Source organism: Streptomyces armeniacus, from assembly GCF_003355155.1.
Lineage (GTDB): Bacteria > Actinomycetota > Actinomycetes > Streptomycetales > Streptomycetaceae > Streptomyces > Streptomyces armeniacus.
This window is the reverse complement of the sequence record NZ_CP031320.1, coordinates 2,636,432-2,652,272: the sequence shown is the minus strand read 5'-3', so window position 1 is coordinate 2,652,272 and position 15,841 is coordinate 2,636,432. Positions and strand designations below refer to the sequence as shown.

Sequence of the window (15,841 nt, the reverse complement as noted above, 5' to 3'; positions counted from 1 at the left end):
GCGCGGCGGTTCAGCCCGCCAGCGCGGACTCCTCTTCCGGCAGCTCACGGGCCAGCCGCTCGGTCAGCCGGGCGACCGCGGGCACCTGCCCGAAATCGCGCGCCGCCGTCGCGGCGGTCTTGCGGATCCGGTTGTTCACCCGCTCCGAGCGCAGCCGCCGGGCGACGTCCATCGCCTCCGAGGTCCGGTCGGCGCACCGCTCGGGGTCGTTCTGCAGCAGGTGCACGCTGGCCATGCCGATCAGGTTGAGCGCGAACGAGCGCTGGTGCCCGCCGCCCTCGGCCTCCGCCGCCTCCTGCCGGAACAGCTCGATGGCGCGCTCCATCGCGGGCTCCGCGAGCGAGGCGTACGTGGGGCTGCGGCCCGCGGAGTACGCGAGGTCGCGGTACGAGTGGGCGTTCTCGGCGTGCAGCTCCCCGGCCGAGAAGAAGCGGATCCAGTCCGGGTCGTCGTCGCCGGGGTCGATGTCCTCGAACGTGTCCTCGGCCATCCGCACGGCCCGCTTGCACTTGCCGGGCTGCCCCATGTTCGCGTACGCCCGCGCCTCTATGGCGTGCAGCATCGACTGCGTACGCGGCGTGGCGCCCTCGCGGCTGCCGTACTGCGCGAGGTGGATCAGCTCCAACGCGTCCTCGGGGCGCCCGAGATGGATCATCTGGCGGCTCATGTCGGAGAGGACGTACGAGCCCAGCGGCCGGTCGCCGGCCTCCTTCGCCGCGTGCAGGGCCAGCACGAAGTACTTCTGCGCCGTCGGCTGCATCCCGATGTCGTACGTCATCCAGCCGGCCAGCTCGGCCAGTTCGGCGGTCACCCGGAACAGGCGGCGGGTGACGGGCTCCGCGTGGGACTCCTGCAGCAGGTCGGTCACCTCGTGCAGCTGTCCGACCACGGCCTTGCGGCGCAGGCCGCCGCCGCACTGCGCGTCCCAGCGGCGGAACATCACGGTGGTCTGCTCGAGCAGTTCCAGCTCCGGCACGGACAGCCGCGCGGCGCGCCGCGACCCGCCGCCGGCGCCGCCGCCGCCCGACGGCCGTTCCTGCGCGGGGAGTTGCACGGGCTGCGCGTCCGGGGGCGCGCCGGGCGCGGTCGCGTGCGCGGGGGCGGCCGGGGTGGGCACCAGCCAGCGCTGCATGGGCTCGATCAGGGCCTGTCCGGCGGACATCGCCAGCGAGGTGCCGAGGAAGCCGCGCCGCCCCAGCATCAGGTCGCTGCGCGAGAACTCGCTGATCATCATCACCGTCTGCGGGGCGGCCCAGGGCAGATCGATGCCGGAGGCCGCCGGGGACGTACGCGCCGGGCGCAGGCCCAGATCCTCGACGGCGACGACGCAGCCGAAGCGCTCGGAGAACAGCTCGGAGAGGATGCGCGGTATGGGCTCGCGCGGCTGCTCGCCGTCCAGCCAGCGGCGCACCCGCGAGGTGTCCGTGCTGATGTGGTGCGCGCCCAGCTGGCGGGCGCGCCGGTTCACCTGGCGCGCCAACTCGCCCTTGGACCAGCCGCTTCGGACAAACCACGAACCCAGCTGCTCGTTCGGACGCTTTTCGCTCGCGCTACCACCGCTGCCGCCGCTGCCGCTCACGGGTAACGCCCCCATCCGGCCCCGCCCCGCGTGTTGCCTCCGGCATACGCGTGCGCTGGGCTTCTCGCCGCTGTGTGTACCGAAAGTAACCCCACGATCACCCGCCGCGCGAGGCCGTTTTCAGAATCGCCACCATTCGCCACCCCATCGAATGAACCTTTCGACAGCATCCCACGATTGACTTGACACCGGGGACGAGCAGCACGGTTGAGCTCGGGCAGTCACTGTCCGCAGTCTGGTCGTAACCATCGGCATGTGGGACCCGTTGGAGGAAACATGGGGTTCACGATCGGCGCCCTCGGCAGTGGCATCCGGGACATCCGGGAGCTCCGCGAGCTGCGCCCCGGCTCCCGGCGGCGCAGCCGGGCGTCGGAGTGCACGGCCGTCGCGGAGTACGCCGGCCTGTGGGGCTGGTCCGTGGTGCCGGGCGCACGCGCGGCGCGCACCGGCGGACGTACGCGCTGCTCGTGCGGCGTGGACGACTGTGCCGCGCCGGGCGCACACCCGCTGGACCCGTCGCTGGAGGTGCCCGCGGGCGCCACCCTGGACGAGGCCTCCGCCGCCTGGTCGCAGGTGCCGGGCGCGGCGCTGCTGCTGCCCGCGGGGCGTACGTTCGACGTCATCGAGGTGTCCGAGGCCGCAGGCCGGCACGCCCTCGCGCGGCTGGAGCGCATGGGCCTGCCGCTGGGCCCGGTCGCGGCCACTCCGCACGGCCGCGCGTGGTTCCTGGTGGCGCCGGGCGCCGCCGCCGAACTCCCCCGGCTGCTCTACCGCATGGGCTGGGACGACTCGCGCCTCGACCTGCGAGGGCTCGGCCCCGGCGACCACATCACGGCGCCGCCGTCCGACCTCGGCGGGCTCGGCCCGGTGCACTGGCTGCGGCCGCCGACCCTGGAGGGCGCGGCCCATCCGCCGGAGGCACGGCTGCTGCTGGGCACGCTCGCGTACGTGTGCCACCGCTCGGCGGCCTGAACCGCACGCCGTACGCCCTTCCGCACACCCGCGCCGTACGCCCGCCGCGCATCCCGACGCCGTACGCCCCGCCGTAAGCCCGCGCGCGGGGCGCGGCCGGGATGCCGCCGCGCCGTCCGCCGCGCGTTCACTCCCCGTCGATCAACGCGTCCACGAAGGCCGCCGGTTCGAACGGCGCCAGATCGTCGGCGCCCTCGCCGAGGCCCACCAGCTTGACCGGCACGCCCAGTTCGCGCTGCACGGCCACGACGATGCCGCCCTTGGCGGTGCCGTCCAGCTTGGTCAGCACGATTCCGGTGATGTCCACGACCTCCGCGAACACCCGTGCCTGCACCAGCCCGTTCTGCCCGGTCGTGGCGTCCAGCACCAGCAGCACCTCGTCCACCGGGCCGTGCTTCTCCACGACGCGCTTGACCTTGCCGAGCTCGTCCATCAGGCCGGTCTTGGTGTGCAGCCGGCCGGCGGTGTCGATCAGTACGACGTCGGCGCTCGCGTCGGTGCCCTCCTTGACCGCCTCGAACGCGACGGACGCCGGATCACCGCCCTCCGGTCCGCGTACCGTACGGGCGCCCACCCGCTCGCCCCACGTCTGCAGCTGGTCGGCGGCGGCGGCGCGGAAGGTGTCCGCGGCGCCCAGGACGACGGACTTGCCGTCGGCGACGAGCACCCGGCCGAGCTTGCCGGTGGTGGTGGTCTTGCCGGTGCCGTTGACGCCGACGACGAGCACGATCCCGGGCCGGTCCACGGCGCCGCGGGTCTCGGTGTGCACGGTCCGGTCGAGGTCCGGCCCGACGAGCTTGAGCAGCTCCTCGCGGAGCAGCGTGCGCAGCTCCTCGGGCGTACGCGTGCCGAGCACCCGTACGCGCTCCCGCAGCGCCTCCACCAGCTCCTGCGTGGGGGCGACGCCGACGTCGGCGGTGAGCAGGGTGTCCTCGATCTCCTCCCAGGTCTCCTCGTCCAGGCGCTCCCGGGAGAGCAGCGTGAGCAGGCCCTTGCCCAGCGAGTTCTGCGAGCGCGAGAGGCGCGCCCGGAGCCGTACGAGACGGCCGGCGGACGGCTCCGGGATCTCGATCTCGGGCGCCGCGGGGGCGGGGGCGGTCTCGGTGTCCGGCAGGCCGACCTCTTCGATCGTTCTGCGCGGCTCTTCCAGCGCGGTTTCCGCGTCCTCGCCGACTTGGGGCTCGGCGGGCGGCGCGGTGGTGGTGGCGGCGGGCGTGGCTGCGGCGCGGGATTCCCTGGTCTTCTTCCTGCGACCGGTGATCACGAGCCCGCAGATCGCGAGGAACGCGACCACGGCGATGACTACAGCAAGGATGACGATTTCCATAACGCGGCCCAGTATTCCAGTGCCCGACGCGCGTACTGCCCCGGCTCGGGGTGAGCCGGGGCAGTATCCGTGCCGAGGAGTGGACGGCGGGGAATTAGCCCATCTCCTCCAACGCCTTGCCCTTCGTCTCCGGCACCCACTTGAGGATGAAGGGGATCGAGAGCACGGCGAAGACCGTGTAGATCACGTACGCGCCCGAGAGGTTCCAGTCCGACAGGCTCGGGAAGCTCACGGTGATCAGCCAGTTGGCGACCCACTGCGCCGCGGCGGCGACGCCGAGGGCGGCGGCGCGGATGCGGTTCGGGAACATCTCGCCCAGGAGCACCCAGACGACCACGCCCCAGGACAGGGCGAAGAAGAGCACGAAGGCGTGGGCGGCGATGAGCGCGACGTTGCCCTGCAGCGTCGGCAGCGAGATGTCGGTGCCGGTCCCGGTCTTGTACGAGAAGGCCCACGCCGCGAGCCCGAGTGACACCGCCATGCCCACCGAGCCGACGAGGACGAGCGGCTTGCGGCCGATCCGGTCCACGAGGAGCACCGCGATGACGGTGCCGACGATGTTGATGATCGACGTCGTGAAGCTGTAGAAGAACGAGCCGGACGGGTCGATGCCGACGGACTGCCACAGCGACGCGCTGTAGTAGAAGATCACGTTGATGCCGACGAGCTGCTGGAAGACGGAGAGCCCGATGCCGATCCAGACGACCGGCAGCAGCCCGTAGCGGCTGCTCAGCAGGTCCCGGATCGTCGGCTTGTGCTCGCTGTTCATCGCGCGCTCGATCTCGGCCACCCGCGCGTCGGGGTCCTGCCCGGTGCCCTCCACCTCGGCGAGCACCCGCTTGGCCTCGGTGGTGCGCCCGGCGGCGATGAGGTAGCGGGGCGACTCCGGTATGGCGAACGACAGCAGCCCGTACAGCACGGCGGGCACGACCATCACGCCGAGCATCCACTGCCACGCCTCCAGGCCGGCGATGGTGCCGCGCTGGTCGCCGTCGGCGAGGTTGAGGATGCCCCAGTTGACGAGCTGTGAGACGGCGATGCCGATGACGATGGCGGCCTGCTGGAAGGAGGCGAGACGGCCGCGGTACGCGGCGGGGGCGACCTCCGCGATGTACGCCGGCGCGATCACCGAGGCCATGCCGATGGCGACGCCGCCCAGGACGCGCCACATGGCGAGGTCCCAGAGCGAGAAGGGCAGGGCGGAGCCGATCGCGCTGATGGTGAAGAGCACGGAGGCGAGCTGCATCACGCGGATGCGCCCCACGCGATCGGCGAGCCGGCCCGCGGTCGCGGCGCCGGCGGCGCAGCCGATCAGGGCGGCCGCGATCACCTGGGCCAGTGCCTCCGAACCGACGTCGTAGCGGTGCCGGATGGCCTCGACGGCGCCGTTGATGACGGAGCTGTCATAGCCGAAGAGGAAGCCGCCCATGGCCGCGGCGGCGGCGATGAACACGACGTGGCTGAGCTGCTGCGGCCGGGCGGCACGGGCGGCCTCCGGCTCCAGTGGTGTGGTGCTGGTCAAGAGTGCTCCTGCGGTGCCCGGCAGCGGCGCCGGGGTGGGGGTGTGTGTCACCTCCGCTTGGTGGAGGCGGAGCGCCACTCCTGGCCAGCCCGTCACCAGTTGAAGGTAAAAGCGACGTTGCAGAGACTATTCCTTCAAGTTTCTAAGTCAATAGCTGAACGTGACCCATCTCGAGACCCACGCCACCCGCGCGCCTACAGGTTGTGTTCATTCAGTGAAGCTGAGCGGTATCAGTTCAGCCGCTGGCTGATGACCTTCGAGACGCCGTCGCCCTGCATGGAGACCCCGTACAGCGCGTCCCCGACCTCCATCGTCCGCTTCTGGTGCGTGATGACGATGAGCTGGGAGCTGTCCTTGAGCTCCTCCATGATCCTGATCAGCCGCTGCAGGTTGGTGTCGTCCAGCGCCGCCTCGACCTCGTCCATCACATAGAACGGGCTCGGCCGCGCCTTGAAGATCGACACCAGCAGCGCCACGGCGGTCAGCGACCGCTCCCCGCCGGACAGCAGCGACAGCCGCTTGACCTTCTTGCCCGGCGGGCGCGCCTCCACGTCGACGCCGGTCGTCAGCATGTCGTCGGGCTCGGTGAGGACCAGCCGGCCCTCGCCGCCGGGGAACAGCCGGGAGAAGACGCCCTCGAACTCGCGCGCCGTGTCGTGGTACGCCTGCGTGAAGACCTGCTCGACCCGCTCGTCGACCTCCTTCACCACCTGGAGGAGGTCCGCCCGGGTCTTCTTCAGATCCTCCAGCTGCTCGCTGAGGAACTGGTGCCGCTCCTCCAGCGCCGCGAACTCCTCCAGCGCCAGCGGGTTGATCTTCCCCAGCTTCTGGTACGCGCGCTCGGCCGCCTTCAGCCGCTTCTCCTGCTCCGCCCGTACGAACGGCACCGGCTGGTTGCGCGGGTGCTCCGGGTCCTCCGGAAGCTCCTCGCCCTCGGCGGGCGGCGACGGCGGCACCGGCTGGTCCGGGCCGTACTCGCTGATGAGACCGGCCGGTTCGACGCCCAGCTCCTCCAGCGCCTTCGTCTCCAGCTGCTCGATCCGGAGCCGCTTCTCCGCGCCCAGCACCTCGCCGCGGTGCACGGAGTCGGTGAGCTTGTCCAGCTCGTCCTTGAGCTCGCGGCCCTGGTTGCGCTCGGCGACCAGCGCCCGCTCGCGCTCGGACTTGGCCTCCTCGGCCCGCTCCCGTTCCTCCTCCGCCCGCAGCAGCGACGCCTCGACGTGCGCCAGCAGCTGCCGCGTGCCGTTCGCCACCGCCGCCGCGACCTCCGCCTCGTGGCGCATACGGGCGCGCCGCCGCTCCGCGCGCGCCCGCGCCTCGCGTTCGGCGCGCGCCCCGCGGTCCAGCGAATCCGCCCGCCCGGCCAGGCCCTTGGCCCGCTCCTCGTGCGTACGGACCTGAAGGCGCGCCTCCATCTCCGTCTGCCGCGCGTTCGCACCGTCGGCCGCGAGCCGGTCCCGTTCGGCGGTGTCCGGCTCCGCCTCGTCCTCCTGCGCCTCCTCCGCCACGGCGAGCCGCTCGGCCAGCTCCTCGGCCTCCTCGGTGGCCCGTACGAGCGCCTCCTCGGCCCTGGCCACGGCCGCGGCCGACCGTTCCGCCTCGCCCGCCGCCGCGCGGGCCTGGCCGCCGAGGCGCCCCAGCTGGCCGGCCACCTGCGACTTCTCCCGGTCCGCGACGCTGCGCCGCGCGCCCAGCTCCTCGACCAGCGCGGCGGCGGCACGGCGCCGCTCCTTCGCCTCCTCACGACCGCGCGCGGTGTCCTCGCAGCGGACGGCCAGCTCCTCCAGCTCGGCGGCGGCCTCGTCGACGGCCGCCTGCGCCTCCAGCATGCTGGGCGCGCCCGCCGAGCCGCCCTGCGCGAAGTGGACGCCGAGCAGGTCGCCTTCGGCGGTGACGGCCACGAGCCGGGGCTCGGCGGCGACGAGTTGCTCCGCGTCCTCCAGCGTGCCGACGAGGACGACGCCGCGCAGCAGCCTGCGTACGGCGGGCAGCAGCGACGCGGGCCCGTCCACCAGTTCGCTCGCCGCGCGCCGCCCGTCCGCCCGTACGGCGTCCTCGGACGCACCGTCGTCGGGCGCGCCGCCCAGCAGCAGCGCCGCGCGCCCCGCGTCGTGCTTGCGCAGGAGGCGCAGCGCGTCGGCCGCGGTGCCCGGGTCGGCCACCGCGAGGGCGTCGGCGGCGGCGCCCAGCGCGGCGGCGACGGGGACCTCGTATCCCGGTGTCACCGTGAGCAGTTCGGCCGCCGGGCCGAGCAGGCCGGTGAGCCGGTCGCGGGCGCCGAGCAGCGCGTCGGTGCCGTCCTTGCGGCGCAGGCCCAGGGCCAGCGCGTCGTGCCGGGCGGAGGTGGCGGCCCGTTCGCGTTCGGCCGTGGTGGCCGCCTCGCTCGCGGCGGCCAGGGCGGTCTCCGCCTCGGCCAGTTCGCGCTTGGCGGCCTCGTGCTGCCCGGCCAGCTCCTCATCGCCCGCGTCCAGTCCGTCGACCTCGGCCTGCAGCGCCTCGTACTCCTGCTGCGCCGCGGCGGACCGCTGCTCCGCGTCCTCGCGGCTCGCCGTCAGCCGGTCGATCTCGGACTGCGCCGAACCGGCCCGGCTGCGGGCCGCGTTGGCCTGCCCCTGGAGCCGCGCCAGGCTCTCGCGGCGCTCGGCGATGGCGCGTGCCGCGTCCTTCAGACGGCGCTCCTCGTCCTGCAGCCGGCGCTCCAGTTCGGCGCGGTGGGACACGGTGTCGTCCAGTGCCCGCGAGGCCGCCTCGATCGCGGCCTCCAGTTCCGCTTCCTGCTCGCGTACGCGCGCCGCCTCGCGTTCCATGTCCTCGGGGTCGCGCCCGCGCCGCTCCTCCTCGGGCTGCGCGTTGGCGCTCTTCACGCGCGCGTCCGCGAGGCTGACGGTGCCGCGTACGCGCTCCGCGAGCTGGGAGAGCTCGTACCACGTCTGCTGCGCCCGCTGCAGCCGCGGCGTCAGCGTCCGTACCTGCTGCTCGAGATCGGCCTCCCGCTGGAGCGCCGCCTTCAGCTGGGCCTCGGCGGCCTCCTTGCGCTCCTTCAGCGCCGCCTCGTCGGCGACCTCCGCCTTCAGCGCCTCCCGCAGCGCCACGAGGTCGTCCGCGACCAGGCGCAGCCGCGCGTCCCGCAGATCGGCCTGGATCACCTGGGCCCGGCGGGCGACGGCGGCCTGCCGGCCGAGCGGCTTCAGCTGGCGGCGCAGTTCGTCGGTCAGGTCCTGGACGCGTGCGAGGTTCGCCTGCATCGCGTCGAGCTTCCGCAGCGCCTTCTCCTTGCGCTTGCGGTGCTTGAGCACCCCGGCCGCCTCCTCGATGAAGGCGCGGCGGCCCATCGGGTCGGCGTGCAGTACGGAGTCCAGCTGGCCCTGGCCGACGATGACGTGCATCTCGCGGCCGATGCCGGAGTCGGAGAGCAGCTCCTGGATGTCGAGGAGCCGGCAGGTGTCGCCGTTGAGCTGATACTCGCTGCCGCCGTTCCGGAACATGATCCGGGTGATGGTGACCTCGGCGTAGTCGATGGGCAGCGCGCCGTCGGCGTTGTCGATGGTGAGCGAGACCTCGGCGCGGCCGAGCGGCGGGCGGCCCGTCGTGCCGGCGAAGATGACGTCCTCCATCTTGCCGCCGCGCAGCGACTTGGCACCCTGCTCGCCCATGACCCAGGACAGGGCGTCGACCACGTTGGACTTGCCGGAGCCGTTCGGCCCGACCACGCACGTGATGCCGGGCTCGAAGCGCAGCGTGGTGGCAGAGGCGAAGGACTTGAACCCCCGCAGGGTCAGGCTCTTGAGGTGCACGCCGTCGGACTCTACCTCGCGCCCCCGGGCCGCCGCCGCCCTCGCGTTCGGTGACCCCGCGCGCCGGGCGTTCTTTTGGGTTTCGGCACAGAGAGTGCCGGGCACATCAGACGGTAAGCAGCGCGGGGACGGACTGTAGGCAAAGGCGGCGGTAGGGGAAACCCGGGAGCGGAAACGACGAAGGGACGCCGAGGCGTCCCTTGAGGTTCTGAGCGGTTGGCGTTGCGAACACCTGACCGGCCCGGTAGGGCGAGATCAGGTCAGAGCAGGCTCCGCTGTGGATACGTCGATGCTTTCGAGCAGCGAGTCGCTGTGCCGTGCTGCGGCAGCCGACAGCGCGTCGTTCTCGGACTGGATCCGTACGAGCTCGGATTCGAGGTCCTGGACGCGCTGCTGAAGCCGTCGCATCTCGGCGAGGACTCGGGGGTCGGAGCCGCCGACGTAACCGAGAAGCGCCTTTGCCATGATGGATGGTCCTCCACAATGAGTGACCGACCGTAGCGGTGTGGGTCGTGAGGGATTCGCACCCGCGGTGCCTGCTCCGTACGTCCTTCTCGAAAGCAGACCTTCAAGGTGCGCGGGGTGCTCAAAGCGTCTCACCAAATGGATGGACGGTCAACACGATCACGCCCCGGTCGCCCGGGCGGCCCTGTCTCGACGGCGGTTCGGATCGCCGGAGTGTGCCGCCCGCGGGGGCGTTGTCGATCACTTGTGTCGGCAGCCTTGCACGGCCGGCCGGAATTGGCAACCAGTTCCCTGACACGGGCCGATCAGCTGCTGGTCACCGGCCGATCAGCCGCCCGTCAGCGGATCTCGAACCCGTCGTAACCACCCCGGGGCGCGTCCCAGATCTCCGTGACGCCGTCGACCCGCCCTGGCGTGTCGCCCGTACGCAGCCAGTCGAGGAGTTCGTCACACCGCGCCCGCGTGCCCTCGGCCACGACCTGCACCCGGCCGTCGCCGAGGTTGGTGGCGAAGCCCTCCAGGCCGCCGAGGCGCAGCGCGGTGGCGCGCGTGAACCAGCGGAAGCCGACGCCCTGGACGCGCCCGCGCACCCATGCCGTCATCCGGACGTGCTGATCGCTTCCCGGTGTGCCGGGGCTCGTACTCGCAGACATGGGAGGCACCGTATCCGGACAATTCCTCAACGGGCACGTGGAGTTCCCCCTCGATGCCGTAGTCTCCGGCGTCAAACGGAATCACTCGTACGGGTGAGAGCCTCCGCTGCCGAGCATCTGAGGAGTGCCGAGATGGGCCGCCATCGCCGCGCCACCCCCGCACCTTCCGAGCCCCTCGTCCACACCCCGGAGGGCGGGCGGCACCGTGGCACGCACCGCAAGCGGAGCGCGGCACCCGTACGGACCGGGCTGCTGGGCGCTTCGGCGGCGGTCGCGATGGGCGCGGTGGCCGTCGCGTCCGGGCTGATCCCGGGCCCCGGCGGCGGCTACACCGTGGGCGACTCGCGCGACCCCGGCGAGCGGGTGCGCGCCGACGGGCCCTCGGACCTCGCGACGCAGGGCAGCCCGTCCGAGCCGGCGCCCTCGGCCACCGGCTCCGGTACGCCGGGCGACGACGCGAAGCGGGACCGTTCACCTTCCGCCAAGCCCACGAAGTCGCCGGAGGAGGACAAGTCCTCGGCCAAGCCCACCCCGTCGCCGGAGAAGTCCAGACCCGGCGGCGGAAGCAGTGGCGACGACAAGAGCGGCGACGGCGGTACGACGCCGGAGAAGCCGAGTACGCCCCGCGACGACAAGCCGTCCGGTGGCTCCGGCGAGGAGGCGGCCGCCGAGGCGCAGGTGCTCAAGCTGGTCAACCAGGAGCGCGCCCAGAAGGGCTGCGAGCCGGTGCGCGCCGACGCGAAGCTGGCGGAGTTCGCCGGGGACTACAGCGTGGACATGGCCGTACGGGGCTTCTTCTCGCACAACACCCCGGACGGCAAGAGCCCCTGGGACCGCGCCAAGTCCGCGGGGATACTCAATCTGGGCGGCGAGAACATAGCCCGCGGACAGGCCAACGCCCAGTCGGTGATGGACTCCTGGATGGACAGCCCCGGCCACCGCGCGAACATTCTCAACTGCGACTACCGGACGATGGGTGTGGGCGCTCACTTCGCCGAGGGCGGTCCGTGGTGGACGCAGAACTTCGGCTTCTGAACGGACGCTGGCAGCGCGGGCAGTAGTAGCTGGAGCGGTTCATCCACGGGCGGCGGCGCATCGGTGTGCCGCACCGGCGGCAGGGCTCGTCCTCGCGCCCGTACGCGTCCAGGGAGCGCGCGAAGTAGCCGGACTCGCCGTTCACGTTCACGTAGAGGCTGTCGAAGCTGGTGCCGCCGACGGCCAGCGCCGCCGAGAGCACGTCCCTGACGTGGGCCAGCAGTTCGGTGCTGCGGGCGCGGGTGAGCGTGGCCGTGGGGCGTTCGTAGTGCAGCCGTGCGCGCCAGAGGGCCTCGTCGGCGTAGATGTTCCCGACGCCGCTGATCAGCGACTGGTCGAGGAGCGCCCGCTTGACGGTCGTACGGCGGCGGCGCAGCGCGGCGTGGAAGGCCGCCTCGTCGAAGGCGGGGTCGAGCGGGTCCCGGGCGATGTGGGCGATCACGTCCGGCAGCCCTTCGTCACTCCCGGGCATTTCCGGGTGCAACGAGAGCCCACCGAACGTGCGTTGGTCCACGAAGCGCAGCTCGGTGCCCTCCGCGTCGGCGAAGCCGATCCGGATGCGCAGGTGCTTCTCGTCCGGGGCCGACTCCGGCTGGACGAGCAGCTGCCCGCTCATCCCCAGGTGCGCCAGCACGGACGCGCCCGTGTCGGCCAGCGGCAGCCACAGGTACTTGCCGCGGCGCCGCGCGGGGCCGAACGGATGCCCGTCCAGCCCCGCGGCGAAGTCCGGCGCCCCTGCGGTGTGGCGGCGTACGGCGCGCGGGTGCAGCACCTCGACCCGGTCGACCGTACGGCCGCTGACCCAGCGCTCCAGACCGCGCCGCACCACTTCCACTTCGGGCAGCTCGGGCACGGCGGACTCAGGCGTCCACCGTGTCACCGGACGTGCCGGTCGCGTCGGCACGGATACCGCGGTACGCCGCCTCCGCCGCCTGCTGTTCCGCTTCCTTCTTGCTACGGCCGGTGCCGGTGCCGTACGCGACACCACCGACGCGGGCTGCAGCCGTGAAGATCTTCTCGTGGTCGGGGCCGGTCTCGGTGACCACGTACTCGGGAACTCCCAGCGCCTCGGCGGCCGTGAGCTCCTGGAGGCTGGTCTTCCAGTCCAGGCCGGCGCCCAGGCTGGACGACTTCTCGATGAGCGGGTCGAAGAGCCGGTGCACCAGTTCCGAGGCGGCGTCGAGGCCCTGGTCGAGATAGACCGCGCCGATCACCGCCTCCAGCGTGTCCGCGAGGATCGACGCCTTGTCGCGCCCGCCCGTGCCCTCTTCGCCCCGGCCCAGCCGGATGAAGGCGCCCAGGTCGAGGCCGCGGGCGACCTCGGCGAGCGCGCGGGAGTTGACGACCGCGGCGCGCAACTTGGCGAGCTGGCCCTCGGGGAGATCGGGGTGGATGCGGTAGAGCGTGTCCGTGACGACCAGCCCGAGGACGGAGTCCCCGAGGAATTCGAGTCGCTCGTTGGTGGGCAGCCCGCCGTTCTCGTACGCGAACGAGCGATGTGTCAGCGCACGCACCAGAAGGGCGGACTCGAGCTGGTACCCGAGCCGCCCTTCCAGAAGCGTGTGGGACGAGGCCGCGTCCACCAGGTCCGCCGATGCCGCCGGTGCAACCTCGCTGGGGCGGGGTGGCGTACCAGGCGTGGTGGCGTCTGACATGGAGCGTGTCACCCGCCGATCAGACCTCGAGGACCTGACGCTTGTTGTAGGTGCCGCAGTTCGGGCACGCGATGTGCTGGAGCTTCGGCTCCTGGCAGCGCTCGCACTTCACCAGGTTGGGGACCGCAGCCTTCCACTGCGACCGGCGGTGGCGCGTGTTGCTGCGCGACATCTTCCGCTTCGGAACAGCCACGGCTACTTCTCCTGCTTCTCGTCGGCGTCCGGTCCGGCGCCGCCCTGATCGTCCTTCTCGCCGTCCGGGATGGTCCCGGCGAGTTCCTGCAGTGCCGCCCAACGGATGTCGACGGCCTCGTCGTGCCGGTGGTCCGGATCGTCCGCCAGCCGCGCCCCGCACTCGGGGCACAGGCCCGGACAGTCCTCCCGGCACACCGGCTGCAGCGGAAGCGACAGCACCACCGCGTCCCGCAGCACGGGCTCGAGGTCGAAAAGATCGGCCTCGAGGAAGAGCGTGTCCTCCTCCTCGGCGTCGTCGCCGGTGTCCGCTGTCGGGCGGCTCCGGGCGTCGGCGTCGGGGTAGGAGAACATCTCCTGGAATTCCGCTTCGCATTCCTGCTCCAGCGGTTCCAGACACCTTACGCACTCCCCCCGCAGCGGTGCACGGCCGGTGCCCGTGACGAGCACACCTTCCATGACCGACTCCAGGCGGAGGTCAAGCTCCACGGTCGCGCCCTCCGGCACCCCGATGAACTCGACGCCGAGGTCCTTCGGCGCCGGCACCGTGCGCGAAAGCCGCTTCATCGCACCAGGCCGCCTCCCCAGCTCGCGTGTGTCGAACACGAGAGGGGCACGGTGGTCGAGGGGGGCGTTCAGGGCTTCCTGCTTTCTACGGGTGTCACGTGGCTGCCGGGACGCTGTCCGGGCAGCGCGCATCGCGAACGTGGCCGCGACCGAACAGTCAGGATACTGGACTGCCCGCCGCTGACCCAATCCGGTGCCGGAGCACCGCCCGCGGCGCCGCGGGGCGGCCGTACGGGCAGGTCGGCGGAGGCCCGGGAGGCAGTCGTCGGAGGGTCAGCGGAAGGTCAGCGGCCCTGGTCGTACCGCTCCTCGTACTGCCGCACCTGATTCAGGTCGATCATGCTGGTGTCGAAGAGGCTGGTCTCGTCGAGCGCGGCGGCGGGCTGCTGCTGCGGCTGGGGCTGCTGGTCCGGGTAGTACGGCTGGCCGTAGTCCTGCTGCTGTTGCTGCTGGACCTGCTGGTCGTACGCCTGCTGGGCCTGGGCCTGGGCCTGCTGCGCCTGCGGGTCGTAGCCCTGCACGGCGGCCTGCTGCGCGTAGTACGCGTCCTGCTGGGCCTGGAGCTGCTGGGCGTAGTAGGCGTCCTGGTACGCGTCCTGCTGCTGCTGTGCGTAGTACGCGTCCTGCTGGGCCTGCTGCGGGTCGTAGCCCTGTGCGGCCTGCTGCGCGTAGTACGGGTCGGCCGCGGGTGGCTGGGGCGGCATCTCCGGCTGCGGCGGCATGGCGGGGGCGGCGGGCTGCTGGGCGTGCGCGGCAGCCGCCTGCCGGGCCGGGACGGGCGCCTCCTGGCGCTGCGCGGGAAGGTCCGCGGCGAGCCCCGCCATGTAGTCGGCATCACTCGTCTGGGTGAGCCTGCCGGCCGCGGCGGCCTCGTCCTGCGCGTCCATGTGCGCGCCGAGGTCGGCGGCCGGGTCGTGCCCGAGCAGCTTCTGCCGCCCGCGCCCGACGGCCTCCAGCGTCTTGGCGAGCACCGCGGAGACGGAGCCGAGCCGCGCGTCCACGTACGCGTCCGCGCGGTGCCGCAGCTCCGCCGGGTCGGCCGTACGCTCCGGGGCGTCCTCGGCGTACTGCTCGTCGTACTGGTCGGCTCCGCGGCCGCTGCCGAGCAGCTTCTCCCGGCCCCGGTCGACGGAGCCGATGGTCTTGCTCAGCACGACCTCGAAGTTGGCGAGCTTGCTGTCGACGTACTCGTCGGCCTCGGCGCGGATCGCCTCCGCCTCGCGGCGTGCCTCGGCCAGGATGCGGTCGGACTCCTCCTGGCTGCGGCGCGCGATCTCCGTACCGGAGACCAGCGAGCCGCGCTCGGCCTGCGCTTCCTCGATGATCCGCTGGGCTTCCCGCTGGGCCTCGGCGACCATCTGCTCCCGGCCGCCGAGCAGTTCCTGCGCCTGCGCGAGCGAGCCGGGCAGCGCGTCGCGCACCTCCTGGAGCATCGCGAGCAGCTCGGCCCGGTTCACCACGCAGGAGGCCGACATGGGCATCGAGCGGGCGCCGTCGATGGTCGCCACGATCTCGTCGAGTCTCTGCTGTACGTCCACGGGTGTGACTGTACGGCCCGTTGCCCGCGAGCCGACACCGGATGCCGGAAGCCCGGCGGGGTCAGGACTTGGCGAGCCGCTTGGCGAGTTCGTCGAGGACGGGCGGCGGCACGAGGTGGGAGACGTCGCCGCCCCAGGCGGCGACCTCCTTGACCAGGCTGGAGGAGAGGAAGGAGTACGTGGGGTTGGTGGGCACGAAGAGCGTCTCGACGCCGGAGAGGCCGATGTTCATCTGGGCCATCTGCAGCTCGTAGTCGAAGTCGCTGACGGCGCGCAGTCCCTTGACGATCGCGGGGATGTCGCGCTGCTTGCAGAAGTCCACGAGGAGCCCGTGGAACGCCTCGACGTGCACGTTCCCGTACGCCGCGGTGACCTCGCGGATCAAGTCGATGCGCTCGTCGACCGTGAAGAGCCCCTGCTTGGACTTGTTGATCATCACGGCGACCCAGACCTCGTCGTAGAGCTTGGAGGCACGGCCGATGATGTCGAGATGGCCATTGGTGATGGGGTCGAAGGATCCCGGACAGACCGCGCGACGCACT

Annotated in this window: 14 protein-coding genes; 2 read left to right on the top strand and 12 right to left on the bottom strand. The window is 72.2% G+C overall.

Annotated elements, in window-relative coordinates; all coding sequences use genetic code 11:
* Positions 1-10: 10 nt before the first annotated feature.
* Positions 11-1,579, bottom strand: a complete 1,569-nt coding sequence (gene nsdA, locus DVA86_RS11570; protein WP_208877915.1) for a transcriptional repressor NsdA — start codon at positions 1,577-1,579, stop codon at positions 11-13.
* A gap of 276 nt (positions 1,580-1,855) precedes the next feature.
* Between nsdA and DVA86_RS11565 the strand changes: the two genes are divergently transcribed.
* Positions 1,856-2,551, top strand: a complete 696-nt coding sequence (locus DVA86_RS11565) for a bifunctional DNA primase/polymerase (protein WP_208877913.1) — start codon at positions 1,856-1,858, stop codon at positions 2,549-2,551.
* A gap of 127 nt (positions 2,552-2,678) precedes the next feature.
* On the opposite strand, the gene ftsY is transcribed toward DVA86_RS11565, so the two are convergent.
* The 5 genes from ftsY to DVA86_RS11540 form a co-directional block, all read right to left on the bottom strand.
* The gene (gene ftsY, locus DVA86_RS11560; protein ID WP_208877911.1) at positions 2,679-3,878 is read right to left on the bottom strand and encodes a signal recognition particle-docking protein FtsY; all 1,200 of its coding nucleotides are present in this window, start codon (positions 3,876-3,878) and stop codon (positions 2,679-2,681) included.
* A gap of 94 nt (positions 3,879-3,972) precedes the next feature.
* Positions 3,973-5,400, bottom strand: coding sequence for a sugar porter family MFS transporter (locus DVA86_RS11555; RefSeq protein WP_208877909.1), 1,428 nt, complete (start codon positions 5,398-5,400; stop codon positions 3,973-3,975).
* Positions 5,401-5,630: 230 nt separating this feature from the next.
* Positions 5,631-9,194: a chromosome segregation protein SMC gene (gene smc, locus DVA86_RS11550; RefSeq protein ID WP_208877908.1), complete on the bottom strand. Its 3,564-nt coding sequence runs from the start codon at positions 9,192-9,194 to the stop codon at positions 5,631-5,633.
* A gap of 255 nt (positions 9,195-9,449) precedes the next feature.
* Positions 9,450-9,659, bottom strand: a complete 210-nt coding sequence (locus DVA86_RS11545; protein ID WP_208877906.1) for a hypothetical protein — start codon at positions 9,657-9,659, stop codon at positions 9,450-9,452.
* Between the two features lie 338 nt (positions 9,660-9,997).
* Positions 9,998-10,312: an acylphosphatase gene (locus DVA86_RS11540; RefSeq protein WP_245996501.1), complete on the bottom strand. Its 315-nt coding sequence runs from the start codon at positions 10,310-10,312 to the stop codon at positions 9,998-10,000.
* A 132-nt stretch (positions 10,313-10,444) separates the two neighbouring features.
* Between DVA86_RS11540 and DVA86_RS11535 the strand changes: the two genes are divergently transcribed.
* The gene (locus DVA86_RS11535) at positions 10,445-11,347 is read left to right on the top strand and encodes a CAP domain-containing protein (RefSeq protein ID WP_208877904.1); all 903 of its coding nucleotides are present in this window, start codon (positions 10,445-10,447) and stop codon (positions 11,345-11,347) included.
* Here DVA86_RS11535 and mutM read toward each other — a convergent pair.
* From mutM to coaD, 6 genes are all read right to left on the bottom strand, one after another.
* Positions 11,265-12,200 (bottom strand): bifunctional DNA-formamidopyrimidine glycosylase/DNA-(apurinic or apyrimidinic site) lyase, encoded by a 936-nt coding sequence (gene mutM / locus DVA86_RS11530; protein ID WP_208877902.1) that lies wholly within the window; start codon positions 12,198-12,200, stop codon positions 11,265-11,267. The two genes, DVA86_RS11535 and mutM, sit on opposite strands and share 83 nt — an antisense overlap.
* Before the next feature lie 7 nt (positions 12,201-12,207).
* Positions 12,208-13,002 (bottom strand): ribonuclease III, encoded by a 795-nt coding sequence (gene rnc, locus DVA86_RS11525; protein WP_208877900.1) that lies wholly within the window; start codon positions 13,000-13,002, stop codon positions 12,208-12,210.
* Between the two features lie 19 nt (positions 13,003-13,021).
* Positions 13,022-13,195, bottom strand: coding sequence for a 50S ribosomal protein L32 (rpmF, locus tag DVA86_RS11520; RefSeq protein WP_208877899.1), 174 nt, complete (start codon positions 13,193-13,195; stop codon positions 13,022-13,024).
* A gap of 2 nt (positions 13,196-13,197) precedes the next feature.
* Positions 13,198-13,893, bottom strand: a complete 696-nt coding sequence (locus DVA86_RS11515) for a YceD family protein (RefSeq protein ID WP_208877897.1) — start codon at positions 13,891-13,893, stop codon at positions 13,198-13,200.
* 152 nt (positions 13,894-14,045) lie between these two features.
* Positions 14,046-15,299: a F0F1 ATP synthase subunit B gene (locus DVA86_RS11510; RefSeq protein ID WP_208877895.1), complete on the bottom strand. Its 1,254-nt coding sequence runs from the start codon at positions 15,297-15,299 to the stop codon at positions 14,046-14,048.
* A 61-nt stretch (positions 15,300-15,360) separates the two neighbouring features.
* Positions 15,361-15,840, bottom strand: a complete 480-nt coding sequence (gene coaD / locus DVA86_RS11505) for a pantetheine-phosphate adenylyltransferase (protein WP_222623313.1) — start codon at positions 15,838-15,840, stop codon at positions 15,361-15,363.
* Position 15,841 lies beyond the last annotated feature (1 nt).

Coding starts and splice junctions, on each gene's coding strand:
- DVA86_RS11565 (WP_208877913.1), top strand. CDS start 1,856: ATGGGGTTCACGATCGGCGCCCTCGGCAGTGGCATCCGGGACATCCGG.
- ftsY (WP_208877911.1), bottom strand. CDS start 3,878: ATGGAAATCGTCATCCTTGCTGTAGTCATCGCCGTGGTCGCGTTCCTC.
- DVA86_RS11545 (WP_208877906.1), bottom strand. CDS start 9,659: ATGGCAAAGGCGCTTCTCGGTTACGTCGGCGGCTCCGACCCCCGAGTC.
- DVA86_RS11540 (WP_245996501.1), bottom strand. CDS start 10,312: ATGTCTGCGAGTACGAGCCCCGGCACACCGGGAAGCGATCAGCACGTC.
- DVA86_RS11535 (WP_208877904.1), top strand. CDS start 10,445: ATGGGCCGCCATCGCCGCGCCACCCCCGCACCTTCCGAGCCCCTCGTC.
- rnc (WP_208877900.1), bottom strand. CDS start 13,002: ATGTCAGACGCCACCACGCCTGGTACGCCACCCCGCCCCAGCGAGGTT.
- DVA86_RS11515 (WP_208877897.1), bottom strand. CDS start 13,893: ATGCGCGCTGCCCGGACAGCGTCCCGGCAGCCACGTGACACCCGTAGA.